Source organism: Curtobacterium subtropicum, assembly GCF_030362975.1.
Classification (GTDB): domain Bacteria; phylum Actinomycetota; class Actinomycetes; order Actinomycetales; family Microbacteriaceae; genus Curtobacterium; species Curtobacterium subtropicum.
Window position 1 is genome coordinate 155,092 of sequence record NZ_JAUCMM010000002.1, and the last position, 24,490, is coordinate 179,581.

Below are 24,490 nucleotides of genomic sequence, written 5' to 3' on the forward strand. Positions count from 1 at the left end.
TCGCCGCTCATCGTGGAGCCGTCACTCCGCCGTGCTCAGGTCGTAGACCGTCTGGCCGCCGACCGTGGTGCTGGTGAAGGTGTCCTCCACCCACTGCGCGATCTCGCTCGAGGTGGACGAGCCGCCGCCCATCCGGCCACCACCGTTGCCGGATGCGATGTAGTAGGCGACCTTGCCCTCCTGCACGTACGCCTTGAACTCGGCGAGGGTGGGGGTCGGGTCGCTCGACCAGCCGCCGATCGCCATCACCGCGGTGTCCGTGTCGAGCTCCAGCTGCGCCGCGGACTGGGACCCGTCGACCGCAGCTGCCCAGGTCGTGTCCGTGGCCGTGAGCAGCTTCTCCAGCGCCGACGACGTCGACGCGCCGCCGCCCATCCCGCCGCCCATCCCGCCGCCGGACGGGGCGTCACCGTCGGCAGTCGAGTCGGTCGAGGAGTCGGACGTGCCGCTCTGGGTGCCGCTGGCCGAGCCACCGGGCGGGGTGCCCATCTCACCGGACGGCATCTGCCCGGACGGCATCTCACCGGAGGGCATCTCACCGGAGGGCGCCTGGCCGGCGGTGCCGCTCGGAGGGGTACCGCCGGGGCCCTGCTGCGAGCTGTCGCCGTCGTTGCCGCTGGTCGATCCGCCGGGGCCTCCCGTCCCTCCAGGCTGTCCGCCGCCACCGGGGAAGCCGCCGGTCCCGCCGGAGCTGCTGCCCGCCGGACCGACGCTCGGGATGGACCCGGAGTGCGCGACGCTCGTCGTCGCGAGCGCGTACGCGGTGGTGCCGGTCAGGCCGAACAGGGTGCCCGCGAGGACGCCGACGGTGACCGCCTTGCGGAGGGTGGGAACGCTGCCGACGACGATCGCGGCTGCGGAGAGGAGCCCGCCGACCAGGACCACCCAGCGCAGCCACGGGAGCCACGTCGGGTTCTCGTTCAGCAGGCACCAGCTCCAGTACGCGGTGCCGCCGACCATCGCGGCGAGGCCGAGGCGACCGGTGATGCGCTCGCGGGCGTGCCAGAGCAGCGCGCCGCCGGTGCCGACCAGACCGGCGATCGCGGGGGCGAGGGCGACCGTGTAGTACGGGTGGATCGTGCCGGACATGAAGGAGAACACCAGGCCGGTGACGATCAGCCAACCGCCCCAGAGCACCAGGCCGGCGCGGGCCGGGTCGGCGAGGTGCCGGCGGCCGACGACCACCAGGCCGAGCACGAGTGCGATGAGCGCGGCGGGCAGGAGCCAGGAGATTTCGAGGCCCATCTCCGACGAGAACAGGCGGTCGAGCCCGGTCGAGCCGCCGAACGACGAGCCCGCGGTGCCGCCGCCCATGCCGCCACCACCGTTGCCGGAGCCGCCGAAGATCCTGCCGAGACCGTTGTAGCCGAACACGAGGTCGAGGACCGTGTTGTCCGTCGACCCGCCGATGTAGGGACGGGACTCCGCGGGCCAGAGCGCCACGGCGACGACCCACCACCCGGCAGAGACGACCAGGGACACCGCGGCGATGCCGAGACCGATGGCACGCCGGCCCCAGCTCGTGCGGGCGGCGAACAGGTAGACCAGGCCGAACGCCGGCAGGACGAGCAGCCCCTGGAGCATCTTGGTCAGGAACGCGAAACCGAGGGCGACGCCGGCCAGGGCGATCCACCGCCAGCTGCCCTTCGGGAGCGCCCGGACGGTGCAGTACGCGCCCGCGGTCATGAGCAGGACGAGGAGCGCGTCCGGGTTGTCGAAGCGGAACATCAGCGCGGCGGCCGGGGTCGCGGCGACGACGAAGCCGGCGAGCAGTGCGCCGACGTTCGCGGTCGTCGCGCCGAGGCGGGCGAGAGTGCGCCGGACCGTGCCCCACACCAGGGCGACGGACCCGACGGCCATGAGCGCCTGGGGGAGCAGCAGGCTGGACGACGAGAAGCCGAACACCCGGGCGGACAGCACCATCACCCACAGCGAGGCCGGGGGCTTGTCGACGGTGATGAAGTTCGACGAGTCGAGCGAGCCGAAGAAGAAGGCCTCCCACGACTTCGTGCCGGCCTGCACGGCGGCGGCGTAGAAGCTGTTCGCGTACCCGGAGATGCTGAGGTCCCACAGGTACACGACGGCGGTGACGACGAGGAGCGCCCAGAAGGTCGGGCGGAGCCAGCGGGCGTCCTCGCGCTCGCCGAGGAACAGACGGGCGGCGGCCGGGCGGCGCGTCGGCGCTCCCGGGTGCGCTCGGTCGTGACGGTCGGTCACGGGGATCGGGTAGGTGGTCATGGCAGCGAGCATCGCCGCGCCAGGTCGGCCGTACCGATGTGCTGCCTTGGTGCTCCCTAAGACCGCAGCGACGCGGCTCGGGTCACCCTCCGGTCACCGCGCGACGGATCTGCTCGATCGGGACCTTCGGCGAGCGGTCGGCGGCCAGCAGGCCGTTGGTCTCCTGCATCGTGTCGGTGAGCTGCGTCCAGCAGGACCCCGCGAGGAACGAACTCGCGCGCACTGCGTCGTGCAGCGCTGCGACACGGGCGATCCAGTCGGGGCCGTCCGTTGCAGAGGTGTACCCCCAACCGTCCTGTCCGTGGCCGGCTGGTCGGAACCGTACGCCGCCGAACTCCGTCAGCATCACCGGCTGCCCGCGGTCGACCGCCCCGCCGACGAACTGCGGGTGTCCGGACGGCGCCAGTCCTTCGAGGGCACGGGTGCGTGCTGTCTCGTCGGCGTAGGTGCGTGCGAGCACCGCCCCGTCGCCCTCGTAGTCGTGGATCGTGACGATGTCGGTGTCCTGCTGCTCCCAGCCGTCGTTGCTGACCACCGGCCGGGAGGGATCGAGTGCCCGGGTCAGGTCGACGAGCGCCCGGGCGTACGCCTGTTGCGCGGGGTCGGTGACGACGTGCTGGATGCCCCAGGACTCGTTGAGCGGCACCCAGGTGACGATCGACGGATGGGACACGTCGCGCTCGACCGCGGCGATCCACTCGGTGGTGAGCCGCTGCACGGCGGTGGGGGAGAACTCGTACGCGTTCGGCGCCTCGCCCCAGACCAGCACGCCGAGGCGGTCCGCCCAGTAGAGGAAGCGTGGGTCCTCGATCTTCTGGTGCAGCCGGACCGCGTTGAAGCCGAGCGCCTTGACGAGCTCGACCTCCTGTCGGTGGGCAAGCGGGTGCGGTGCCGCGAGGTGCGACTGCGGCCAGAAGGCCTGGTCGAGGACACTGCGCATCGTGTACGGCTGACGGTTCAGGAGGAAGCGGCCGCCACCCACGCCGACGCTGCGGATGCCGAGGTAGCTCCCCACCACGTCGAGCACCCGACCGTCCGTGTCGACCAGGGTGAGGACGGCGTCGACGAGCCGCGGCGTCTCCGGGGACCAGGTGAGTTCGTCCTCGGCCTGCCCGTTGCGCTGGCGGGCGACCGGCACCGTGACGTCGAGCGTCGGGTGGCTGTGGGTCGCGTCCCACTCCGTGCTCCCGAGGTCCTCGTCCCGCTCGTCGAAGCGGAGGGCGATCCGCAGCCGCGCGCCGTCCGGCACCGGGCCACGGAAACGGACCGACAGCGCGCTGGCGGTCGGGCCTGCGGGAGTCCACCGGACCGCGTCGATCGCGCCGGTGGGGACAGCCTCGAGCCAGACCGTCTGCCAGATCCCCGTCGTGCGGCGGTACCAGATCGCGTGGGCGTCCTCGTGCCAGTCCTGCTTGCCGCGCGGCAGGGTGACGTCGTGCGGGTCGTCCTCGGCGCGGACCACGAGCAGGTGCTCGTCGGCGTCGGAGCCGTCCGTGAGCAGGGCGGTGACGTCGAGGGTGAACGGCGTGTGACCACCCTCGTGCTGCCCGACGAACCGGCCGTCGATCCAGACCTGTGCACTGTGGTCCACGGCACCGAAGTGGAGGAGCAGGCGCGGGCGGCGGGGTCCGTGGCCCGCGGCCGCGAGCTCGTCGCGGCCCAGGGTCCGGGCGTACCAGACCACGGGGTGGAACCCCGGTTCGGCGATGCCCGATGCCTCCGACTCCGGGGGGAACGGCACCGTGATCGTGCGCGGCGACGGCAGACCGGTCGCCCAGCCCTCCTCCCTCCCGGTGTCCCCGTCGTCGTGGCGGAAGTCCCACGGGCCGCAGAGGTCCACCCAGTCGCGCCGCACCAGCTGCGGTCGCGGGTACCGGCCGTCCTGTCGGCTCGCGAGGGGGACCGTGTCGGGGTCGAGGGGACCCGAGGGGGCGACGCTGCTCATGGTCCGTGAATGTACAGCGCTGTAAATCGGCCGTCAACGATACGGTGAGCGAGTGGGACGGGTCACGCTGCAGGACGTCGCCGAGCACGCCGGCGTCTCGATGAAGACGGTCTCGAACGTCGTGCGGGGCTACGAGCACGTCAGCGACGCGATGCGCTCCCGCGTGCAGCGGTCCGTCGACGCGCTCGGGTACCGACCGAACGTGGCCGGTCGCCGCCTCGCGACCGGCCGGACGAACATGCTCGCGTTCGCCTTCCCCGACCTCCGGCGCCCGTACTTCGCCGAGCTCGCGCACGTGTTCTCCCGGGTCTGCGCTGCACAGGGGTACCAGCTCCTGCTCGAGGAGACCGCCGGATCCGCCGGCGGAGAGCTCTCCGCCGTCCGAGGGCGGGAGGCGGGCGTGGTCGACGGCGTCGTCATCCACCCCCAGGAACACACGCCCACCGAGATCGATCGTGCCCGCGGCGACACCCCCGTGGTGTTCCTCGGCGAGGACGTCCGGCCCGAGGGCGCCGACCTCGTCGCGATCGACAACGTCCGAGCTGCCGCCGAGGCCGTGGCGCACCTCGTCGCGCTCGGGCGTCGGCGCATCGGGTTCCTCGGCCACGAGGTCGGCGGGCTGTCCCGTACCTCGGCCTTCCGTCTCGAGGGCTACCGCGACGGGCTGGCCGCTGCACGGCTGCCCTTCGACCCGTCGCTCTGCGTCCCGCGCGCGGTGGGCGATGCCCGCGGCGCCGAGGATGCCTTCGGTCGTGCGCTCGACGCCGGCCTGTCGATCGACGCGCTGCTCTGCCGCGACGACCTGGCGGCCGTCGGCGCCCTGCGGGCGATGCGGCTCCGGGACCTCGACGCCCCCCGTGACGTCGCGGTGGTCGGGTGGGACGCCATCGGCCTCGCATCCAGCCTGGTCCCGAGCCTGACGTCGGTCGCGCCGGACACCGTGGCGCTCGCCGAGGCGGCGCTCGAGCGTCTGCGTGAGCGCATCGAGGGCCGCCCCGGCGCCGGCCGGTCCGTGACGGTCGGACACCGTCTGCTCGTGGGGGAGAGCGCACCGTACCCGGACGGTTCGGTCGACTGAACCCGCGGGTCCGCCCGACCCGTGCGGGACGACGTCGGCGTCGTTCCTCGACGGCCCCGGTCAGGCCTCGTCGGGGTGCACGCTCCCCAGGAGCTCGACGAGCGCACTCCGGAGCGACCCGGGAAGCCCGACGGACTCGAGCTCGACGATGCGGTCCGCCCGCGGCGCGTTCCGGTCCAGGACCTCCCACGCGGCCAGTTTCTCCGGGTTGCCGGCCTGCGCCCGCTCGAGCAGGTCGCGTGCCGCGTCGCGGGCGTCGACCCCGACCGTCGGGACACCGGCGAGCGTGAGCACGGCACCCTCGTCGGATGCGGCCTCGACGTCGACGGAGAACCGGCCCGCGTCGACGACTGCCGTCTCCTGTCCGGCTGCGGGTGTGCCGAGGAACGTGATCCGCCACCGTCGTCGAGCAGGTACGGCGCCGGTGTCACCGGTGGCGGGGTCGATCCGGAAGGTGGCGGCGTCGCGGTCCCAGGTGAGCGTCGTCCTGCACGGACCCGCTCCGTCGGCGCCCAGTGGGCCGTCCGACCCCTCGACGGCAGCAGGTCCCTCGCGGTCCTCGACCAGGGTGAACGACCCTGACGTCCCCGGTGCGACGAGGACCTCGAGTGCCGCGGGGTTGACCGTCGCGTCGACCTCCTCCGGCGCGGCGAGCGGCAGGATCCCGCCGGCGCGGAGCAGTACCGGGACGGTCTCGATCGTGCGGTGGAGCTCGACGAACCGGTCCCCGGCGTAGGTGGTACCCGTGAAGACGTCGGTCCAGGTCCCCGGCGGCAGCCACGCCCGGGCACGACCACGGAGGGTGACCTGGTCGCGCGGCTCGACGATCGGTGCGACGAGCAGCTCGGTGCCGAAGGCGTACTCGTTCGGCACCCGGTACGCCTCGTCGCGGTGCGGCTCGAGGTGGTACATCGGGCGGACCAGGGCGGTGCCGGCGGCGGCGAGGTGGTTCATGGTGTGGAGGTAGGGCACGAGCCGGTGGCGGAACCGCAGGGCGGCGCCCATGGCGGCGCGGGACTCGGCCGGGAACATCCACGGCTCCTTGCGGATGAAGGGGTTGTTCGCGGAGTGCAGGCGCATGACCGGGGAGAACACGCCGAACTGCACCCACCGCGTCGCGAGCTCGTCGTCACGGACCCCGCGGGTGTGCCCGCCGATGTCGTGGCTCCACCAGGGGTACCCGATGTTGGCCGCGGTGGCGGTGAACTCCGGCTGGAACGCCAGCGACGCCCACGAGACCACTGCGTCACCGGAGAACCCGACGGCGTAGCGGTGGCTCCCCGGGCCCGCGTAGCGCGAGAACGTCATCCCCGTCCCGCCGTCCCGGGCCGAGTCGAGCAGGTGGAAGTGGTTGAGCAGCCAGAGCGGATCGACCCCGGGGATGCTGGTCGTCCGTCCCTGTTGCCAGTCGATCCACCAGAAGTCGACCCCCTGCTCCTCGAGCGGGCGGTGGAGCACGTCGAAGTACGCGCGCAGGAACGCCGGGTCGGTCGGATCGAAGCCGATCGTCTGCTCGGACTCCGGATCGACGCCGGTCGCGGCCGCCATCGCCGGGTAGGCGTCCTCGAACGCGCGGACACCGTCCGCCGGGTGCAGGTTGAGCGTCGTGCGCATGCCGCGGCGGTGCAGCTCGCCGAGGAACGCAGCCGGGTCGGGGAAGAGCGACGGCTCCCACGAGTACCCGGTCCAGCCGTCGCCGAACCGGGGCGGCACGGAGTCGACACGGTGCCAGTCCATGTCGATGACGGCGACCGAGAACGGCAGGCGCTCCTCGGCGAACCGGTCGAGCAGCGCCAGGTAGGACTCGTCCGAGTACGGGTGGTACCGGCTCCACCAGTTGCCGAGCGCCCACCTCGGCAGCAGCGTCGGCGGCCCGGAGACGGCGTGGAAGGCCTGGAGTGCTGCGTCGTAGTCACGCCCGTACGCGAACACGGAGACGTCACGTCGTCCGGGCGCGCGACTCCCGACCCAGCCGTCGTCCTCGAACAGGAAGGACCCGCTGTCGTCGAGCGCGACGATGCCGTCCCGTGCCAGGACGCCGGACTCGAGCGCCATACGGCCGTCGACGTCGTCGAGCGTCCGACCGGTGCCGCCGAGGTCACGTGGCTCCTGCCCGTAGCGCCACCGGTTCGCGTCCGGCCCGGAGGTCTCGACGACGAACCCGGTCGCCGAGAACGGCCGTCCGTCGTACCGCAGCGTCGCCCGGTCCGTCGTCACCTCGACCCCGTCGCCGCGTCGCGTGACCGTGTACTCGGGGACGTCGAGTCGCCGCCGGATCGCGAAGGTCGAGGCGCGGTCCTCGAACGCGCCGTCGTCGCTCCACTCGACACGGAACAGGCCGTCCTGCAGCACGGTGACACGCCAGTGGTCGCCCTGCACGACGGCGTCCGGGGACGCGACAGGATCGGATCCCGGGAAGGGGCGGATGGTGGGCAGTGGCCCGGTGGGCGGCGTGGTCACGATGGTGGTCCTGTCCCGGCCGGTGCGGCCGTCGTCGGTCTGGAGGCGTGGGTCGCGCTCGCGTCACGGGTCACGCTGGGCGCTGGCGTCGGCCTGGGGCTCGGGTCAGCTCTTCACGGCGCCCTGCGTCACGCCGCTGATCACCCAGCGCTGCGCGAAGAGGTAGACCACGATGGTCGGCGCCATGGCCATCAGGTACGAGGCGAAGGCGACGTTGTAGTTCGTGCCGAACTGGCTCTGGAAGATGTTCTGCACCACGGGCAGTGTCTGCAGCCCCGGATCCGCGGTGACGAGGGACGGCAGCATGAAGTCGTTCCAGGACGCCAGGAACGCGAAGATGCCGACCGTCGCGTTCATCGGCCCGAGCAGCGGCAGGATGACGCGCCAGAAGATCTGCCAGGTGGACGCGCCGTCGATGCGGGCGCTCTCCTCCAGTTCGACGGGGATTGACCGGAGGAACGCCGAGTAGAGCAGCACGCTGAAGGACAGTTGGAACATCGCGTGCAGGATCGCCACCCCGATCGGGTTGTCGAGCGAGAGCATCGCCGTGAACTTGATCTGCGGCAGCGCGACGACGGGGAACGGCAGGAACATCGCGGCGAGCAGGTAGACGAACGACCAGCGGAAGAACCGGCGGTGCCAGTTGCGCACGATCGCGTACGAGGCGAGCGAGCTGAGCAGGAGCGTCACGACGACGGTCAGCGCAGCGACCGCCACCGAGACCGAGAACGACACCGGGAACCGGGTGAGGGTCCACGCTTCGGCGAAGCTCGCCGGGTTGAACGGCAGCGGCAGCGAGAGGGCGTTGCCGTCCACGGCCTGCGCGGGCGTCTTGAACGCCATCGCGACCGTGACGTAGAGCGGGACGAGGACGGTGAGCGACGCGACCGCCAGGACGATGGTCAGCGGCCAGTCGAACCGACCGAGCCGGTGTCGGCGCGGGCGGTCGCTCGGGGTGCGAGCGGCGGCGGTCGCCGGGGAACGGGTGTCGATGGCGCTCATGCGAGTCGGAGGTTCCTTCCGCGGGTCACCGCGAGCTGCAGGACCGAGATGAGGACGGTGATGATGAAGAAGACGGTCGCGTTGGCCATCTGGTAGGCGTAGTCGCCGCTCGTGAAGCCGGTGAAGATCGTCATCGCGACGCTGCTCGTCGCAGAGCCCGGACCGCCGTTGGTGAGGCCGACGATGACGTCGTAAGCGCCGAGGTAGCCCTTCACGCCGAGCACGGTGTTGATGACGATGAACCCGCCGATGAGCGGCAGCGTGATCGATCGGAGCTGCTTCCACGCGCCGGCGCCGTCGAGCGAGCTGGCCTCGTAGACGTCGGTCGGGATCGAGGTCAGCCCCGCCGTGTAGACGAGCAGGGCGCCGGGGATCGTCTGCCACGCGGACACGACGACGATCGCGAGCCAGGCGAGGTCGGGGTCGCCGAGGATGCTCTGCTCGAGCGGACCGAAGCCGACCGAGGTCGCCAGGGCGGGCAGGGTGTTCGAGAACAGGTAGTTGAACACGTAGGCGACGATGATGCCGGACACCACCATCGGGATCACGAACACCGCGCGGAGCCCCCCGGCGAAGCGGACCCGCTTCGTGAGGGCGACCGCGAGCGCCAGGGCGATCACCTGCGTGACGATCACCGTCACGACGGCGAAGCCGAGTGTGAACCCGTACGACCCGAGGATCGCCGGGTCGGAGACGAGGGCGCGGTAGTTCTCGATGCCCAGGAAGTGCCACTGCCCGAAGCCGAGGTAGTCGGTGAAGCTGTAGAAGACGCCGACGCCGGCCGGTGCCACGACGAAGGCCGTGAACAGCACGAGGGCCGGCACGAGGAACAGGTAGTACACGCCCTCGGTGCGGTTCAGCGAGCCGACGCGTCGGTGCACGCGCGACGCCGTCGTGGCAGGACCGGGACGTGGTTCCTCGGTGTCGGGGTTCAGCGGGGTCTGCATGGTCATGGGAGCTCCTGGGTCCGTGTCAGCGGTGCCGGGTCGTCGGTGTCGGAAGCCGTTGTTCAGACGGTCGCCGAACGGCCCGCGAGCCGCCGCCAGTCGGTGTCGAGCTTCCGCAGCATGGACTCGAAGTCTCCGCTGCGGATCGCCGTCTGCAGGTAGTTGCCGAGCGGGATCGATGTGGGGACGAAGGTCCCGGCGCCCTGGTAGAACGCTCCGTCGTCGACGTACTGCTGCAGGCCGGCGATGCGTTCGTCGTTCTGCGGAGCAGCGTCCTCGGTGGTCGCGAACGCCAGGTTGTCGAGGTTGTAGGCGTTGATGACGTCCCGCTGCATGAGGAACTCGACGAGCTCCCGGGCCTCGTCGAGGTGCGCCGTGGTGGTCGGGATCCACAGTCCGAGGTCGATGTTGACGCGCGCCTGTCGGTCGGCGGGGTCGTTCGACACCGGCAGCGCGAAGGTACCGACCGGGAGGTCCTCGTCGACCAGGGCGATCTGGCTGAGCGCCCATGGACCCTGCAGGTACATCGCGACCTTGCCCTGCCCGAACGCCAGGTTGCCGTCAGCGTAGGAGCGGGTGGCGTGGTCGGGGTTGAAGAAGGACGAGATCGTCTTCGCTCGTTCCATCGGCAGCGCGAAGTCCTTCTCGAACGAGACCTCGGAGTCCGGGCCGACGTCCGTCCCCTGTTCCTTCATCTTTCGGAAGAAGACCCCGGTGTCGACGAGGCTCCCGACCGAGTAGTCGAACAAGCCCTGCCACAGCGTCCACGTGTCGCGGTCCGTGGCGTAGACCGGGATGACGTCCGTCTGCTGCAGCGCCGTGCAGACGTCCACGAACTCGTCCCACGTCGTCGGCACGGGGAGGTCCTGCTCAGCGAAGATGCGCTTGTTGTAGATGACGCCGGCGGCGGCGAGCGAGAACGGCAGCACGCTGGTGCGGTCCTCGAACTTCGCGTACTGGGTCGTCAGCCCGTCGATGTCCTTGCGCACCCTCGCCGCGGACGGCAGGTCGCCCAGGTCACGCAGCACGCCGCGTTCGACGTACCGGGCGAGCTCGAGGTTGTCGTTGAAGCAGCCGACGTCGGCGGGTTCCCCGCGGACGAACTGCGGTGCGATCGCCACCGTGCTGTCGTGCACGACGTGGAGACCGCTGTGCTCGCGCTCGAACCGTCGCAGCAGATCGTCGAAGTACGCGATGACCTCTTGCTTCTGCTCGTAGAAGCGCAACGTCGTCCCGGCTGCGGCGGAGCCGCTCGGCGGCCGCGTCGAGCACCCCGCGAGTGTCAGCGCCCCGAGGGCCGTCCCCCCGACGGCACTCGCGAGGAACCCGCGGCGGCTCAGTGCCGTCGTCGCCGTCCTGTTGCTCATGACCATGGTCACTCCCTCGTGCGCTTCGTCGCGCGTGCTCTGTTTTACAGCGCTGTAAAAGCAAAGTCAACGAGAGTGACCGGAGCTTGACTGCTCGGCTCGGCTCGACCGGGTCAGGCGTAGCGGCGGGCGGCGCGCAGCGCGTGGGCGGTGTACGACCCGCCGAACAGGTACACGTGCAGCAGCAGGGGCGCGAGCTGGTGCAGCTCGACGCGCTCCTGCCACCCGTCGGCGAGCCGGGACTCGGCGTCGTACGCGGCGAGCACGGTCTCGAGCCGCGGGAGGCCGAACAGTGCCAGGAGCGCCAGGTCCGTCTCCGCGTGCCCGCCGTGCGGTGTGGCGTCGATGAGCACCGCGCCGGTCGGCTCCGCGGAGTCCGTCGGCCAGAGCACGTTCCCGGCCCAGAGGTCGCCGTGGATCCGCGCGGGGGCGTCCCCGACGAGGCGGGGCTGCGGGGAACCGAGCGTGCCGTCCTCGAGCCGGTCGGCCACGCGGTCGAACACCGCGGCCTCGGCAGCGTCGAACCCGCCCCGGTCGACGATGCGGCGGACGAAGTCGCGGATGCGGTACTCGGCGAAGAACGCGCCCCAGCTCGCCGGAGCGTCGGCCGCTGTGGTGAACGGCGTGCGCGAACGGCCCATCCGGAGCCCACCGCTCGTCGGGAACCCGGGGGAGGGCGCACCCCAGTGCGACGCACCGGCGGCGTGGGTGTGCGCGAGCGACCGACCGAAGCGCTCGGCCTGCGCCCTCGTCGGGGAGCCGTCCGCGATGCGCTCCAGGTGCAGGACGGTCGGCTGCGGGTGGTCGAGCACGCGGGCGATCCGGGTGCCGCCGGTGTCCTCGGCCTCGGCGAGCCAGGCCAGGCCGGCAGCCTCGGCGGTGGCCTCGTCGGGGTCGCGGAAGGTCTTCACGTGGATGTCGGGCACGCGTCCCATCCTGCCGAGGCCGCGGTGCAGGCGTTCAGGCTCCGCGGCGGGACGCGTCACACCGCGTCGACGAGGGCCTGCGCCAGCGGGTGCCACTGCCGCGAGCTCGGCCCGCTGAGCACCAGCGTCCGGACGTACCGCGGCTCCACGGGCAGCATCACCAGGTCGTCGGGCAGCATCACGCGACCGAGCGTCGGCACGATCGAGACGCCCTCGCCGCGCTGGATCATCCCGAACATCGTGCTCATCTCCCGCACGCGGTGCGCCCAGCGGAACGGCTGCCCGGCGAGCTCGTGCATGCGCTGGATCTGGTGCTCGCACCCACCGCCGCCGGCGACGAGTCCGTCCTCGTGCAGGTCGTCGAGCGTCAGCGCCGCGCTCGACGCGAGCGGGTGGTCCCGCCGCACGACGGCGCTCATCTCGTCCCGCGCGACGACCACGCCTCCGTCGGGCGCCGGCACCGGGTCGACGAGGACGGCAGCGTCCACGGTGCCGCCCTCGAGCCACTCGGGCATCTCGTCGTCGTCGCCCTCGTAGACCTGCACGTCGACGTCGGGCAGCGTCACCGCCCACAGCTCGCGGAGCCGCGGCAGCAGGCCCTGGCAGACGGTCGGCACGGCGGCGAGGCGCACGGTGCCGCGGGCCGTGGCGGGCCGCACCACGGCCTCCAGGGCGTCGACCGAGGCGAGCACGCTGCGGGCGTGCGCCAGCATGCGGTCGCCGAGCGGGGTGGCGACCGCGGCGCCGCCGCGCCGGACGACCAGGCCGCCGACCTCGCGTTCGAGCCCGGCGACCGCGTGCGAGACGGCGGACTGGCCGACGCCCAGCGCGGCGGCGCCGCCGGTGAAGGAGCCGGCGTCGACGGTCGCGACGAACGCGCGGAGCTGCTGGATCGAGAGGACCATGCGTTCCCTTCATGCCATCATGCGGAGCAGTCGTTCGACACATGCCCGCGTGGTGGTCGATGCTAGCGCTCGTGAACGCCCTCCTCTACGTCCTGGTCGCCCTCACCTGGGGCTCGAGCTTCTTCTTCGCGAAGATCGGCCTCGAGGGTCTCGCACCGCAGCAGGTCGCCACCGTGCGCACCGTGCTCGGCGCGCTCACGCTCGTGGTCGTGCTGCTCGTCACGCGGCGCCGGTGGCCGCGGGAGCCGCGCGTGTGGGGGCACCTGCTCGTCGTCGCGGTCTTCCTGAACGCGGTGCCGTCGTCGCTCATGGCGTGGGCGGAGCAGACCGTGCCCTCCGGTCTGGCGAGCATCTACAACGCGACGACGCCGATCATGACGCTGCTGGCGCTCGCCGTGCTCGTGCCGTCCGAGCGGCTGGGTCGACGGCAGCTCGGCGGGATCGCGCTCGGGATCGTCGGCGTGCTCGTGCTCGTCGGACCCTGGGACCTGGTCGGCGACCCTGCCGTGCTCGCCACCGTCCCCGGGCAGCTGGCGCTGCTCGGCATGACCGCCTCGTACGGCATCGGCCTGGCGTGGCTCCGCCGCTTCGGCGTCGGGAGCGGACAGGACCCGACCACCGTCGCGACCGTGCAGCTGAGCCTGGCGGCGCTGCTCATGCTGCTCGTCGCGCCCGTCATCGCCACCGGTCCGGTGCAGCTGGACTGGAGGATCGTGGCCGCGATGGTCGCGCTCGGTGCAGTGGGCACGGGGCTGGCCTACGCGTGGAACACCCGGCTGGTCGGGGCGTGGGGCGCCGGGCGGGCCTCCACGGTGACCTACCTGACGCCGGTCGTCGGGGTGGCACTGGGGGTCCTCGTGCTGGGGGAGCCGCTGCGGTGGAACGAGCCCGTGGGTGGGGTCGTGGTGCTGCTCGGGATCGCGTTGGCGTCGGGGGTGCTCGGGCGGCGGCGCGGGCGGTCGGCGGCGCGGGCGGCGACGGCCTGAGGGCGGGGACCCGAGCGTGGGGCAGGGCTCGGGTGCTGGGCTGGCCGGCGCTGCGCTGTGCTGTGCTGGCCGTTTTTCCCATAGCGGCTGCGATGGAAAGCGGAAACGCGCGTACCTGACGGAAAGGAACGACCAGGTACGCCCGGATCGACCTCGTACGAGCGGATCGACCTGGTACGCGCGGATCGGCCTGGTGTACCAGAGCGGCGGGGAACCCTCAGGTACGCCCGGAACGATCAGCGCAGTCGCTCGCGGCAGTACGCTCGCCCCGTGCTGACGATCGAGACCGCGCTCCCCGGGGAGCCCGTCGCCGTGAGCATCCTGCGCCTGTACATGAGCGAGGTCGCCTCGCGGTGGTACGGCCGGCCGGCGACGGCGGACGAGGTGGACCGGGCGCTCCGGGACGAACCCGCTGACGACCTGACGGGGGAGACGGGTGTGCTCCTCCTCGCCCTCGACGACGGCGAGCCCGTCGCGTGCGCGGGTGCACGTTTCCGGGGAGAGGTCGCGGAGCTGACCAAGGTGTTCACTCGCCCCGACGCTCGTGGACGTGGGATCGGGCGACGGCTGGTCGAGGCCGTCGAACGAGCCTGCGTGGACCGGAGGGTCGCCGTGGTGCAGCTCGACACCCGGGAGGAGCTCGCCGAGGCGTGTGCGCTCTACGAACGGCTCGGCTACCGGCGGGTCGAGGCGTTCAACGACGAGCCGTACTCCGACCGCTGGTACCGGAAGGACCTCGTGCTCCGGTCGGCTTGAGCGCTCGCGGTGTCAGAAGGCGGCGAGGGCGTGCTCGAGCATCTGGTGCCCCTGGCGCTCGAAGCGCTCGTCGTGGACGGCGTACGCCCACACCGCGGTCCCGACCGCTTCCCGCAGCTGCAGCCACCGCCAGTCGTCCGCCTCGCGGGGGTCCGCACCGTAGCCGTCGAAGAAGGCCCGCTCGAGCTCGGGTGAACCCTCCCAGTGGAGCACCGCCAGACGGGTGAGGTCCGCAGTGGCCGGGCGGAACGCGAAGCGCCCGAAGTCGATCGCGTGCAGCCGGCGGTCCTGCACGATCCAGGTGCGGGGGTGCCAGTCGCCGTGCGTCGGCACCAGCGTCACGGGGTGCGGTGTCGACGATCGGAGCAGCGTCCGCGCGCGGTCCTCGAGCGGGGGCTCGATCCGGTGCGGGGCGTCGAGGGAGCGGAGTGCCTTCGTGGTCTCGGCCGTCAGGTACTCCGCATCGGCGCGGGCCGCCTGGTCGTGCAGCCGTCGGAGGATCGCGCCTGCCTGTCGGTGCACGGCCGCAGCGGTCTCGTCGGGGGTCCCGAGCGCGAGGTGCCCGGGGACCCGTTCCAGCACGAGCACTCGGCTCTCCGCGTCCGCGGCGACCAGGCGACTCGTGTCGCCGGCGCGGACGAGCGCTGCGGTCCACTCCCGGTGTGCCAGGAGTTCCCGCGGGAAGTGGCTGTTCTCCGGCCCGGATGCCTTGACGGTGTGGTCGCCGGCACCGCTCCGGACGTGCAGCACGCGGGTGTCGAGGAGGCCCCACGAGTCGTCCGACACGATCGTCGCTCCGGGGAGCACCCGGTCGACGAACGCCACCTGCGCCGGGTCCAGCCCGCTCTCGTCCCACCCCACTGCGCCATCCTGGCAGGTGCCGCAGGAGCGCGCGAGGGACCGGTCGTCCGGTAGTCGCGCACCCTTCTTGTCGCCCTCGGGCACGCGAGGTACAGTCCGGTCACCCGTCGACGGAGACGGCCCCTCGACGGGACGAGGAGCGCACCGCATTGCTGCGCGCTCCCCGCACGTGCCGCCGCCGACCGATCGAGGAGGATCACATGGCGAGCAACCACGCAGTCGCGTACAAGGGACCCGGGAAGGTCGAGGTCATCGAGACCGACTACCCGACGTTCGAGCTCAAGGACGGACCCGGCGTGAACCCGGCGAACGTCGGGCGCAAGGTGAACCACGGCGCGATCCTGCGCACCGTGGCGACGAACATCTGCGGCAGCGACCAGCACATGGTCCGCGGCCGCACCACGGCTCCGACCGACCTGGTGCTCGGGCACGAGATCACCGGCGAGGTCGTCGAGGTCGGCTCCGACGTCGAGTTCATCAAGGTGGGGGACATCGTCTCGGTGCCGTTCAACATCGCGTGCGGGCGCTGCCGGAACTGCAAGGAGCGGAAGACCGGCATCTGCCTCAACGTGAACCCGGACCGCCCGGGCAGCGCCTACGGCTACGTCGACATGGGCGGCTGGGTCGGCGGGCAGGCCGAGTACGTGCTCGTGCCGTACGCCGACTGGAACCTGCTGAAGTTCCCGGACCGTGACCAGGCCCTCGAGAAGATCCTCGACCTCGCGATGCTGTCCGACATCTTCCCCACGGGCTTCCACGGCGCCGTGACCGCCGGGGTCGAGGTGGGCTCGACCGTGTACGTCGCCGGCGCCGGACCCGTGGGTCTCGCCGCCGCGACCGGCGCGTTCCTGCTCGGCGCGAGCGTGGTGATCGTCGGCGACATGAACGCCGACCGTCTCGCGCAGGCGCGCAGCTTCGGGTGTGAGACCGTCGACCTGACGAAGGGCGACCCGGCCGACCAGATCGACCAGATCCTCGGCGAACCCCTCGTCGACTGCGGCATCGACGCCGTGGGCTTCGAGGCGAAGGGCCACGGCTCCGGTTCTGGGCACGAGGCTCCCGCGACCGTGCTCAACTCGCTGATGGACGTCACCGCCGCCGGTGGCGCCCTGGGCATCCCCGGGCTTTACGTCACGGGGGACCCGGGCGGTGTCGACGAGGCGGCGAAGAAGGGCGCCCTGTCGCTCAGCCTCGGCACCGGGTGGGCCAAGTCGCTGTCGTTCACCACGGGTCAGTGCCCGGTGATGAAGTACAACCGGCAGCTCATGATGGCGATCCTGCACGACCGGACGAGCATCGCGAAGAACGTCAACGCGAAGCCGATCGGCCTCGACGACGCCCCGCGTGGGTACGAGGAGTTCGACAAGGGAGCCGCGACGAAGTACGTGCTCAACCCGAACGGCCTGATCCCCGCGGCCTGATCGCTGCGCGCCCCGGCCCGTGCCGCGTCGACACCCGACGCGACGCGGGCCGCTGGCGGTCGTCGGACCCGTGCAGCCGTCGGTCCGTACGCTCGCCGGTGTGAGCGACACCCGCAGGCCCTCGACCGTCCGCCTGCTGTTCGCGTCCTCGCACCCCGGTCCGACCGTCACGGTGACGGTCCTCGCCGCGGTGATCGCCGCAGCCGTCGGGCACCCCTGGTGGCTCATCGTGCTCGTGGCGCTCGCCGTCGTGGCAGGGCAGCTGTCGATCGGCCTGGCCAACGACTGGATCGACGCCGACCGCGACCGCGCCGTCGGCCGCAGCGACAAGCCCGTCGCACGCGGACTCATCGCCGTCGGCACGGTCCGGGCCGCGGCGTTCGCGACGGCCGCGATAGCCGTGCTGCTGTCGATCGCCCTCGGGCCCGTCGCCGCGGTCGCGCACGTCGTCCTCGTCGCGGCCGGCTGGGCCTACGACGCGGGTCTGAAGCGCACGGTCTGGTCCGTCGTGCCGTTCGTCGTGGCGTTCGGCCTGCTCCCCATCGTGTCGGTCGCCGCCGGCGGGGCCGGTGCCTGGCCGGCGTGGTGGGCGATCGCGACCGGCGCCGTCTTCGGCGTCGCGATCCACTGCACCAACGTCCTGCCCGACCTGCTCGACGACGAGGCCACCGGCGTCCGCGGGTTCCCGCACCGGCTGGGGCTCCGGGGAGCGGGGACGCTCGCGTTCGGGTCGCTCGTCGTCGCGGCCGCGCTGGTGCTCGGCGGCCAGCTCGCCGGCGGCAACGGCGGGGGAAGTGCCGGAAGCACCGGGATCGTGCTCGCGGTCGTCGGTGCCCTCGTGGTGGTCGTGCTCGCGGCGGTCGGGATCCGACTCGTGTTCGCCGGTCGTCCCACGCGGGCGCTGTTCCGCCTCGTCATCGCGTCGTCGCTCGTGCTCGTCGTCGAACTCGGCGTGGCCGGCGCACGACTCGTCGCCTGACGAGCACCAGCAGCCCGAGCGCCGGGAACAGCCCGAGCGCCGGCAACAGCCCGAGCGTCGGCAACAGCCCGAGCGCCGGCACCGGCCGCAACAGCAGTCGCAGGAACACCAGCCCCGCTCAGGCCCACCGCATCGCGTAGACACCCGCCAGACCGTGCGCCGTGGGCAGCGCCAGCACCGTCCGGAGCAGCGCCTCGCGCCCGAACGACCCGAGCGAACCCATCGGCCCCAGCGACCCGAGCGCACCGGTCGGCCGCCCGAGGGCCATGTTCAGCTCCGCCTGTCGCGCAGCCCGTCGCGCCGCGGCCTGCCGCCCGACGGCGTACGCGTTCGCGGACTCCCGCCACGGACCGGACGTCCCCGACCGGACCGCCTCGGCAAGCAGCGGTGCGAGCGCGGCGGCGTCGAGCCACCCGAGGTTCATGCCCTGACCGCCGATGGGGCTGATCTCGTGGGCGGCGTCGCCGACGAGCACCACGCGGCCGACGCCGACCCGCGCGGCCGCACGGCGACGGACGCGGAACCCGCTCGTCATCGTGCAGGTCGAGGGGTCTGGCGTGGCACCCGTCCGCTCCGCGACGATCGCGGCCAGCCGTGCCGCGGTCCCCGGATCCGGGGCGCCGCCGGCGGCAGCGGGCGCGACGTCCTCGGGCACGAGGGCGACGTACCGCCGCCGATCACCGGGGAGCGGGAACGACTCCACGACGCCGTCCGGCCCGACGTCGACCAGCGCCGACGACCGGGCCGCTCCGGGCTCCGGGTCGGCGAAGTCACCCATCACGTACCGGTCGCGGTAGTCCCGCCCCGAGGTCGCGATGCCGAGCAGGTCGCGCACCGCGCTCCGTGCCCCGTCCGCACCGACGACGAAGGCCGCATCGACGACGACCGCGGAACCGTCGGCTCCGACGCCGTGCGCCACGACGCGCCCGTCGCGGCGGGACAGGCCGGTCACCGCCGTGCCCGTCCGCAGGACCCCGGGCGCGAGCCGGCCGCGCAGCAGGCTCTCGGTCCGGTGCTGGTCGAGGGTGGCGACGTAGGGGTGTGTCAGCGACGCCCGCTCGAACGACAGCGTGCCCAGCACCCGACCGCGGCTCCTGGCCACGCCAGTGCGGACGAGCGTCGCCTCGGCGAGGACCGCGATGTCCAGGCCGATCGCGGCGAAGGCGTCGAGCGACGGCGGGTGGATCCCGATCGCCCGCGAGCCGGTCGGGTCGCTGCCGCGTCGTTCCCAGACCGCGACCGTGACGCCCGCCCGCTCGAGGAGCGCAGCGGCGAACAGGCCGACGGGTCCGCCGCCGACGACCAGCACGTCGACACGTTCCGAGGTCACCCGGGCGAGCCTACGGACCGGTCACGACGCCCGCACCCAGGCACCGACGGACGGGAGGCGCGTGGCGGCCGTGCTGCGCGCCTCCCGTCCGACGGTCGGTCGCGTCGCCGGACGCCGACTGCGGTCGTCAGGTGGTGACGCGAGCGCGCTCGGCGCGGTCCTCCGCGGCGAGGCGACGTGCCTCGCGGAAGCGCTTCTGCGCCTTCTCGACGGGAACCTCGACGGCGTAGGCGGCGCCGATCGCCACGATGACGGCGACGGCGATCATGAGCACCTTGCCCCACGGTCCGACGGCGAAGGGGTCGAGGAGCGCGATGACGAGCGGGTGCCACAGGTACGCCGCGTACGACACGCGACGACCGAACCACGACACGGGCGTCCAGGCGAGCGCGACCGACAGCGGCGACGGCACCGACACCAGCCCGCCGATGAGCACCGCGGAGACGACACCCGTGAGCGGCAGCACCACGCTGAAGGTCCACGCGTGCTGGGCCCAGTCGTCGCCGATCCAGAGCATGACCCCGGCGAGCAGGACGATGCCGGCCCACGTCGCGACGTGCCCGGCGACGCCGGCAGCCCAGGTGCGGATGCGCTCGTCGTCGAGCAGCAGGGCGAGCAGGCAGCCGGTCGCCAGCGGGACCACCCCGAGGACAGGCGAGAAGTAGACGTCGGGGGTCGCGCCGCCGTTCGGCTTCGCGTAGACCAGGCCGGCGACGACCGAGCACACGACGATGACCGTGCCGAGTCCGGCGATCAGCCACCGACGGCGGGCGCGGACCAGGAAGAGGAGCACCAGGACGGGCGGCCAGACCAGGTAGAACTGCTCCTCCATCGACAGGGACCACGTGTGCGCGAAGACCCCCTGCGTCGTGTCCCAGAAGGAGCGGAACAGGTTGCCCGTGTAGGTCAGCGCGATGAACGCCGCCTCGCCGGGACCGAACGAGGCACCCTTGTAGTCGCCGACCCAGTTCCAGAGGAGCAGACCGACCACCACGAGTGCGACGAGTGCCGGGTAGAGCCGGAGCAGGCGTTTCAGCCAGAAGTTCCCGAGCCGGATGCGCCCGGTCTTCCGGTGCTCGCCGAGCAGCAGCGTCGTGATGAGGAACCCGGACAGGGCGAAGAACACCGTGACACCGACGAAGCCGCCCTCGAACTGCGGCACGTGCAGGTGGTAGAGGATCACCATGGCGATGGCGACCGTGCGCAGCCCGTCGAGGGCCGGAGCCCGGCGGGTCAGCGGGGGCGGCGGCGCCGTCGGGGCAGCACCGGACCGACGGCCGACCGGGGTGCTCTGGTCGGTCGTCCGGGCGTGCTCGGGCGCGAGGGTGTGCGTCGCCACGGTTCCTCCCTGCGAGGATCGTTCGAACGGGTGACGACGAGCTTGCCCTGCTCGGGTAAGAGGACGCTCAAGAACCGGGGTGCACGACCCGCGTCAGGGCATCGAGTCGTTCGTGCACGATCGCGGTGAAGTCGCGGTCCTCGCCGTCGGCGATCCACTGTGCGAAGGACAGGTGGAACACCGTGACCGCCGTCTCCGCGGCGATCGTGGCCGCCGGTTCGTCGATCCCGTGTGCGCGCAGTGCGTTGCCCAGGTGGACCTTCAGGGTCGCGAGCTTGCCGAGTTCCCGCTCACCAAGGGCCGGGACGGCATCGATGACCCGCTGCCGTCCCCGTGACCAGTCGCGCCGGTCGCGGGGGAAGAACGCCGACGCTGCGTCGAGCGACCGACGCACGAGCGAGAACGCCGGGGTGCCGTCGGGAGCGTCGGCGACCGGGCCGGTGAACATGCCGGAGAAGTCGTCCTGGCCGGCGAACAGGACCTCGCGCTTGTCGGCGAAGTGCCGGAAGAAGGTGCGCTCGGTGACCTCGGCCGCCGCGGCGATCTCGGCGACGGTCGTCTCGTCGTAGCCGCGCTCGGCGAAGAGCTGCAGCGCGGTCGCCTGCAGTCGTTCCCGGGTGCCGGATCGCCATCGCGCCATGCGACGATCCTACTGATGACAGTCGCTGACATCGAGTGCTACGGTGATGTCAGTCCATGACATCGGGTCGTGGGCCCTGCGGAAGGAACGCACATGCACGTCTTCGTCACCGGGGCATCCGGCTGGATCGGCTCCCACACCGTCGACGACCTGCTCGCCGCCGGACACGACGTCACCGGTCTCGCCCGCTCCGACGCATCGGCGACGGCGCTCGAGGCCAAGGGCGTCACCGTCCTGCGCGGCGACCTCGACGACCTCGCGGTGCTCGCCCGGGGCGCGGCCGACGCCGAGGGTGTCCTGCACCTCGCGAACAAGCACGACTGGTCCGACCAGGCGGCGACGAACGCCACCGAGCGTGCCGCCGTCGAGACCCTCGCGACCGCGCTCGTGGGCACCGACCGGCCGTTCGTCGTGGCCTCGGGGGTCGCCGCGCTGGCGCCGGGACGTCCGGCGGAGGAGCGCGACCCCTCGCCGTTCACGGGCGTCGACAGCCCGCGCGGCGGCAGCGAGAACCGAGCGTTCGACTTCGTCGGCCAGGGGGTCCGCTCGATCGCCGCGCGGTTCAGCCCGACCACGCACGGCGTCGGGGACCACGGGTTCATCGCGTACCTGGTGGGGGTCGCACTCGAGCGCGGGGTGTCCGGCTTCGTCGGCGACGGCAGCAACCGCTGGGCGGCCGTGCACGTCACGGACGCCGCCAGGATGGTGCGGCTCGGGCTCGAGCAGGCACCGGCCGGTTCCCGGTTGCACGCCGTCGCCGAGCAGGGGATCCCCACGCACGACATCGCGGCGGCGATCGGGGACGCGCTCGGGCTGCCGGTCACGAGCGTCGACCCCGCGGACGCCGCTGCGCACTTCGGGTTCATCGGCGGGTTCTTCGGCGCGGAGATGTCGGCGTCGTCGACCGCGACGCAGGAGCTCCTCGGGTGGGAGCCGACCGGCCCGAGCCTGCTCGAGGACATCGCCGCGGGGGCGTACGCGCGCGTCGCCGCGCGCTGAGCCGCCGCGGCGGCTGTGGCCGTGGTGCGGGTGGCGTGGTGCGGGTGCCGTGGTCTGAGTGGCACGACAGGACCGCTGTCGTACGACGTCGACATCGTCGCGCGGGCCGCGCGGGGCCGGTGTGGTGCGAGTGGCGCGACGGAACCGCTGTCGTACGCCGTCGACGTCGTCGCGCGGGCCGCGCGGGGCCGGTGCGGTGCGAGTGCCGCGACGGAACCGCTGTCGTACGACGTCGACACTGTCGCACGGGTCGCCGCCCGAGCCCGCGCCCGAGCCCGCGCGCAGGCCCGCCAGCAGCGCCCGGCGCTACTCGGCCTTCTGCATCTGCCAGGGCTCCGGCTCGCGGTCGCCGTTCGGGCGCACGGGCCGGACGTCCCCGACGATCGGGATCGAGCGCTTCCGCATGAACCACAGGTAGCGGACGAAGAAGTGCGACAGCGTCGACAGCCGGTTGCCGTTGCCGAGCAGCGAGGCGATGTGCACCGCGACCCACGCCGCCCACGCCACGGGGCCGACCATCGTGATGCCGCCGCGCAGCTGCGCCACCGCGGCGTTCGTCCCGATGGTCGCCATCGTGCCCTTGTCGAAGTACTTGAACCGCTCGGTGGACCTGCCCTCGAGGAGCCGCTTCACCTGTCGGGCGACGTGCTTGCCGCCCTGCAGCGCGGGCTGGGCGAGCTGCGCGAGCGCGTCGTCCTGCGCCGCGATGTCGCCGGCCGAGAAGATCCGCTCGACGCCCTTGACGCTCAGGTCGTCGTTCACCTGGATGCGGCCGCCGTGGGTCTGCGGCATGCCCCAGCCCGAGACCTCCTTGTGCGCCGCGACGCCGGTGGCCCAGATGACCTGCGACGCGGGGATGAACTCGCCCGAGGCGGTGACGACCCCGTCCTCCTTGACCTCGGCGACGCCGGTGTTCAGCCGGAGCACCACCCCGCGCTTCCGGAGCACCTTGGCCGCGTACCGGCGCAGACGCGGGGCGAACGGCTTGAGGAGCTCCCCGCTGCGGTGCACGAGCGTGATCGAGATGTTGCCGCGCTCGATCTCCGGGTAGGCCCCGACGAGGGCTTGGTCACGGAGCTCGGCGAGGGCTCCGGCCATCTCCACACCGGTCGCGCCGCCGCCGACGATCACGACGCGGATCTCGTCCGGGCCCTGCTGCGCGGCGGCCTGCTCGAGGCGGGTGAACAGCTCGTCACGGATCCGGAGGGCCTGCGATCGGGAGTACATCGAGTACGCGTACTCGTACGCACCGGGCGTCCCGAAGTAGCTCGTGTTGACGCCGTTCGCCAGGATCAGCCAGTCGTAGTGCAGGTGCTCGCCGTCGGACATCTCGGCGATCCGGTGCTCGGTGTCGATGCCGGTGAGCAGCCCGTGCCGGAAGTCGGCGTTCGACTGCTTCGCCCGCAGGCTCCGCAGGAAGTAGGTGACGTCTCCCGCGTTCAGGCCGCCGGTGGCGACCTGGTACATGAGCGGCTGGAACATGTTGTAGACGTGGCGGTCGACGAGCGTCACGCGGACGTCGGCGTCGGCGAGTTCCCGCATGGCCGCGATCCCGGCGAAGCCACCCCCGACGATGACGACGTGCGGGCGGGTGTCCTCGGACATGGTGTTCTCCAGTGTGGTGCGGTCGACGGCCACCCAGAAGGGTACGCCGGTCTCGGCACCTGTCCGTCCACCCGCCCGTCCGGGTGCCGATGGAGCGGTCCCGCAGGACCCGGCCTGGAGGCGCGTCCCGCCGCCGTCAGGCGTCGAACGGCGCGTAGGTGCTCAGCACGTTCCCCTTGCTGGTCACCACGCTCTGCACCAGGCGCAGACGGGTGGGCGGGTCGGTCGGCTCGAAGAGCCTCCGTCCGGGGCCGGCGATCGCCGGGTGCACCATGAGCTGGAGCTCGTCGAGGAGCCCGGCGAACAGCAGGTGGCGCACGAGCGTGACGCTCCCGGTGACCGCGACGTCGCCGCCGTCGCCGGCCTTGAGCTCGCGGACGAAGTCGTCGACGTCGCCCTGGATCCGGTGGGCGTTCTGCCACGTCAGGTCCTCACCGAGCGTGGTCGACGCGACGTGCTTCTCGATCGGGTTGATCCACCGGCCGAAGGGGTCGTCCTCGTGCTGGGGCCACCACTCGGACCACTCGAGGTAGCTCTGCCGGCCGAGCAGGACCGTCTCGGTGCGCTCCATCCACGCCGTCATGGCGGTCCCGAGCTCGGCGTCGAACGAGTCGTACTGGTACTTGTACGGGTCCTGCACCACACCGTCGACCGATGCGAACAGCCCCGAGGTCACCTTGCGCATGCTGCGGAGCATAGGGGCGTG

20 protein-coding genes are annotated in these 24,490 nt (G+C 72.2%); 6 read left to right on the plus strand and 14 right to left on the minus strand.

Annotation, left to right across the window (positions count from 1 at the left end):
* Window positions 1-21: 21 nt before the first annotated feature.
* Window positions 22-2,238, minus strand: coding sequence for an ArnT family glycosyltransferase (locus QUG98_RS03945; protein WP_289469317.1), 2,217 nt, complete (start codon window positions 2,236-2,238; stop codon window positions 22-24).
* Window positions 2,239-2,320: 82 nt separating this feature from the next.
* Window positions 2,321-4,183: a glycoside hydrolase family 2 protein gene (locus QUG98_RS03950; RefSeq protein WP_289469318.1), complete on the minus strand. Its 1,863-nt coding sequence runs from the start codon at window positions 4,181-4,183 to the stop codon at window positions 2,321-2,323.
* Window positions 4,184-4,235: 52 nt separating this feature from the next.
* Here QUG98_RS03950 and QUG98_RS03955 point away from each other — a divergent pair, with 52 nt between their 5' ends.
* The gene (locus QUG98_RS03955) at window positions 4,236-5,261 is read left to right on the plus strand and encodes a LacI family DNA-binding transcriptional regulator (RefSeq protein WP_289469319.1); all 1,026 of its coding nucleotides are present in this window, start codon (window positions 4,236-4,238) and stop codon (window positions 5,259-5,261) included.
* A gap of 60 nt (window positions 5,262-5,321) precedes the next feature.
* On the opposite strand, the gene QUG98_RS03960 is transcribed toward QUG98_RS03955, so the two are convergent.
* From QUG98_RS03960 to QUG98_RS03985, 6 genes are all read right to left on the minus strand, one after another.
* Complete coding sequence (locus QUG98_RS03960; RefSeq protein ID WP_289469320.1) at window positions 5,322-7,721, minus strand: glycoside hydrolase family 31 protein; 2,400 nt, start codon at window positions 7,719-7,721, stop codon at window positions 5,322-5,324.
* A 105-nt stretch (window positions 7,722-7,826) separates the two neighbouring features.
* Window positions 7,827-8,723, minus strand: coding sequence for a carbohydrate ABC transporter permease (locus tag QUG98_RS03965; protein WP_289469321.1), 897 nt, complete (start codon window positions 8,721-8,723; stop codon window positions 7,827-7,829).
* The gene (locus tag QUG98_RS03970) at window positions 8,720-9,676 is read right to left on the minus strand and encodes a carbohydrate ABC transporter permease (protein ID WP_289469322.1); all 957 of its coding nucleotides are present in this window, start codon (window positions 9,674-9,676) and stop codon (window positions 8,720-8,722) included. Before QUG98_RS03970 ends, QUG98_RS03965 begins: the two co-directional genes overlap by 4 nt.
* A 56-nt stretch (window positions 9,677-9,732) precedes the next feature.
* Window positions 9,733-11,037, minus strand: coding sequence for an ABC transporter substrate-binding protein (locus QUG98_RS03975; protein ID WP_289469323.1), 1,305 nt, complete (start codon window positions 11,035-11,037; stop codon window positions 9,733-9,735).
* 113 nt (window positions 11,038-11,150) lie between these two features.
* Window positions 11,151-11,963 carry a fructosamine kinase family protein gene (locus QUG98_RS03980; RefSeq protein WP_289469324.1) on the minus strand — a complete coding sequence of 271 codons (813 nt, stop codon included), beginning with the start codon at window positions 11,961-11,963 and terminating at the stop codon, window positions 11,151-11,153.
* A 56-nt stretch (window positions 11,964-12,019) separates the two neighbouring features.
* A complete protein-coding gene (locus QUG98_RS03985) occupies window positions 12,020-12,868 on the minus strand; it encodes a LysR family transcriptional regulator (RefSeq protein ID WP_289469325.1) in 849 nt (282 codons plus the stop codon).
* A 71-nt stretch (window positions 12,869-12,939) separates the two neighbouring features.
* On the opposite strand from QUG98_RS03985, the gene QUG98_RS03990 reads away from it, so the two are divergent.
* On the plus strand, window positions 12,940-13,854 hold the full coding sequence (locus QUG98_RS03990; protein ID WP_289469326.1) for a DMT family transporter: 915 nt from the start codon (window positions 12,940-12,942) through the stop codon (window positions 13,852-13,854).
* 171 nt (window positions 13,855-14,025) lie between these two features.
* Window positions 14,026-14,610 (plus strand): GNAT family N-acetyltransferase, encoded by a 585-nt coding sequence (locus QUG98_RS03995; protein ID WP_353067822.1) that lies wholly within the window; start codon window positions 14,026-14,028, stop codon window positions 14,608-14,610.
* Window positions 14,611-14,622: 12 nt separating this feature from the next.
* On the opposite strand, the gene QUG98_RS04000 is transcribed toward QUG98_RS03995, so the two are convergent.
* Entirely contained in the window at window positions 14,623-15,471 is an 849-nt protein-coding gene (locus QUG98_RS04000; protein WP_289469328.1) for a phosphotransferase family protein, read from the minus strand.
* A gap of 200 nt (window positions 15,472-15,671) precedes the next feature.
* On the opposite strand from QUG98_RS04000, the gene fdhA reads away from it, so the two are divergent.
* Together fdhA and QUG98_RS04010 are read left to right on the plus strand one after the other, a co-directional pair.
* The gene (fdhA, locus tag QUG98_RS04005) at window positions 15,672-16,892 is read left to right on the plus strand and encodes a formaldehyde dehydrogenase, glutathione-independent (protein WP_289469329.1); all 1,221 of its coding nucleotides are present in this window, start codon (window positions 15,672-15,674) and stop codon (window positions 16,890-16,892) included.
* Window positions 16,893-16,992: 100 nt separating this feature from the next.
* A complete protein-coding gene (locus tag QUG98_RS04010) occupies window positions 16,993-17,871 on the plus strand; it encodes a UbiA family prenyltransferase (protein ID WP_289469330.1) in 879 nt (292 codons plus the stop codon).
* A 118-nt stretch (window positions 17,872-17,989) separates the two neighbouring features.
* Here QUG98_RS04010 and QUG98_RS04015 read toward each other — a convergent pair whose 3' ends face one another.
* The 3 genes from QUG98_RS04015 to QUG98_RS04025 all read right to left on the minus strand — a co-directional run bounded on the left by QUG98_RS04015 (window position 17,990) and on the right by QUG98_RS04025 (window position 21,180).
* Entirely contained in the window at window positions 17,990-19,201 is a 1,212-nt protein-coding gene (locus tag QUG98_RS04015) for an FAD-dependent oxidoreductase (protein WP_289469331.1), read from the minus strand.
* A gap of 127 nt (window positions 19,202-19,328) precedes the next feature.
* The gene (locus tag QUG98_RS04020; RefSeq protein WP_289469332.1) at window positions 19,329-20,540 is read right to left on the minus strand and encodes an acyltransferase family protein; all 1,212 of its coding nucleotides are present in this window, start codon (window positions 20,538-20,540) and stop codon (window positions 19,329-19,331) included.
* A gap of 67 nt (window positions 20,541-20,607) precedes the next feature.
* Window positions 20,608-21,180 carry a TetR/AcrR family transcriptional regulator gene (locus QUG98_RS04025; protein ID WP_289469333.1) on the minus strand — a complete coding sequence of 191 codons (573 nt, stop codon included), beginning with the start codon at window positions 21,178-21,180 and terminating at the stop codon, window positions 20,608-20,610.
* Window positions 21,181-21,273: 93 nt separating this feature from the next.
* Here QUG98_RS04025 and QUG98_RS04030 point away from each other — a divergent pair, with 93 nt between their 5' ends.
* On the plus strand, window positions 21,274-22,179 hold the full coding sequence (locus QUG98_RS04030) for an SDR family oxidoreductase (protein ID WP_289469334.1): 906 nt from the start codon (window positions 21,274-21,276) through the stop codon (window positions 22,177-22,179).
* Between the two features lie 306 nt (window positions 22,180-22,485).
* Here the strand turns inward: QUG98_RS04030 and QUG98_RS04035 are convergent, their stop codons facing one another.
* Both QUG98_RS04035 and QUG98_RS04040 read right to left on the minus strand, forming a co-directional pair.
* Window positions 22,486-23,817, minus strand: a complete 1,332-nt coding sequence (locus QUG98_RS04035; RefSeq protein WP_289469335.1) for an NAD(P)/FAD-dependent oxidoreductase — start codon at window positions 23,815-23,817, stop codon at window positions 22,486-22,488.
* Window positions 23,818-23,920: 103 nt separating this feature from the next.
* A complete protein-coding gene (locus tag QUG98_RS04040; protein WP_289469336.1) occupies window positions 23,921-24,469 on the minus strand; it encodes a dihydrofolate reductase family protein in 549 nt (182 codons plus the stop codon).
* Between the last annotated feature and the right edge of the window lie 21 nt (window positions 24,470-24,490).

Coding starts and splice junctions, on each gene's coding strand:
- QUG98_RS03945 (WP_289469317.1), bottom strand. CDS start 2,238: ATGACCACCTACCCGATCCCCGTGACCGACCGTCACGACCGAGCGCAC.
- QUG98_RS03950 (WP_289469318.1), bottom strand. CDS start 4,183: ATGAGCAGCGTCGCCCCCTCGGGTCCCCTCGACCCCGACACGGTCCCC.
- QUG98_RS03965 (WP_289469321.1), bottom strand. CDS start 8,723: ATGAGCGCCATCGACACCCGTTCCCCGGCGACCGCCGCCGCTCGCACC.
- QUG98_RS03970 (WP_289469322.1), bottom strand. CDS start 9,676: ATGACCATGCAGACCCCGCTGAACCCCGACACCGAGGAACCACGTCCC.
- QUG98_RS03975 (WP_289469323.1), bottom strand. CDS start 11,037: ATGAGCAACAGGACGGCGACGACGGCACTGAGCCGCCGCGGGTTCCTC.
- QUG98_RS03985 (WP_289469325.1), bottom strand. CDS start 12,868: ATGGTCCTCTCGATCCAGCAGCTCCGCGCGTTCGTCGCGACCGTCGAC.
- fdhA (WP_289469329.1), top strand. CDS start 15,672: ATGGCGAGCAACCACGCAGTCGCGTACAAGGGACCCGGGAAGGTCGAG.
- QUG98_RS04025 (WP_289469333.1), bottom strand. CDS start 21,180: ATGGCGCGATGGCGATCCGGCACCCGGGAACGACTGCAGGCGACCGCG.
- QUG98_RS04030 (WP_289469334.1), top strand. CDS start 21,274: ATGCACGTCTTCGTCACCGGGGCATCCGGCTGGATCGGCTCCCACACC.
- QUG98_RS04040 (WP_289469336.1), bottom strand. CDS start 24,469: ATGCGCAAGGTGACCTCGGGGCTGTTCGCATCGGTCGACGGTGTGGTG.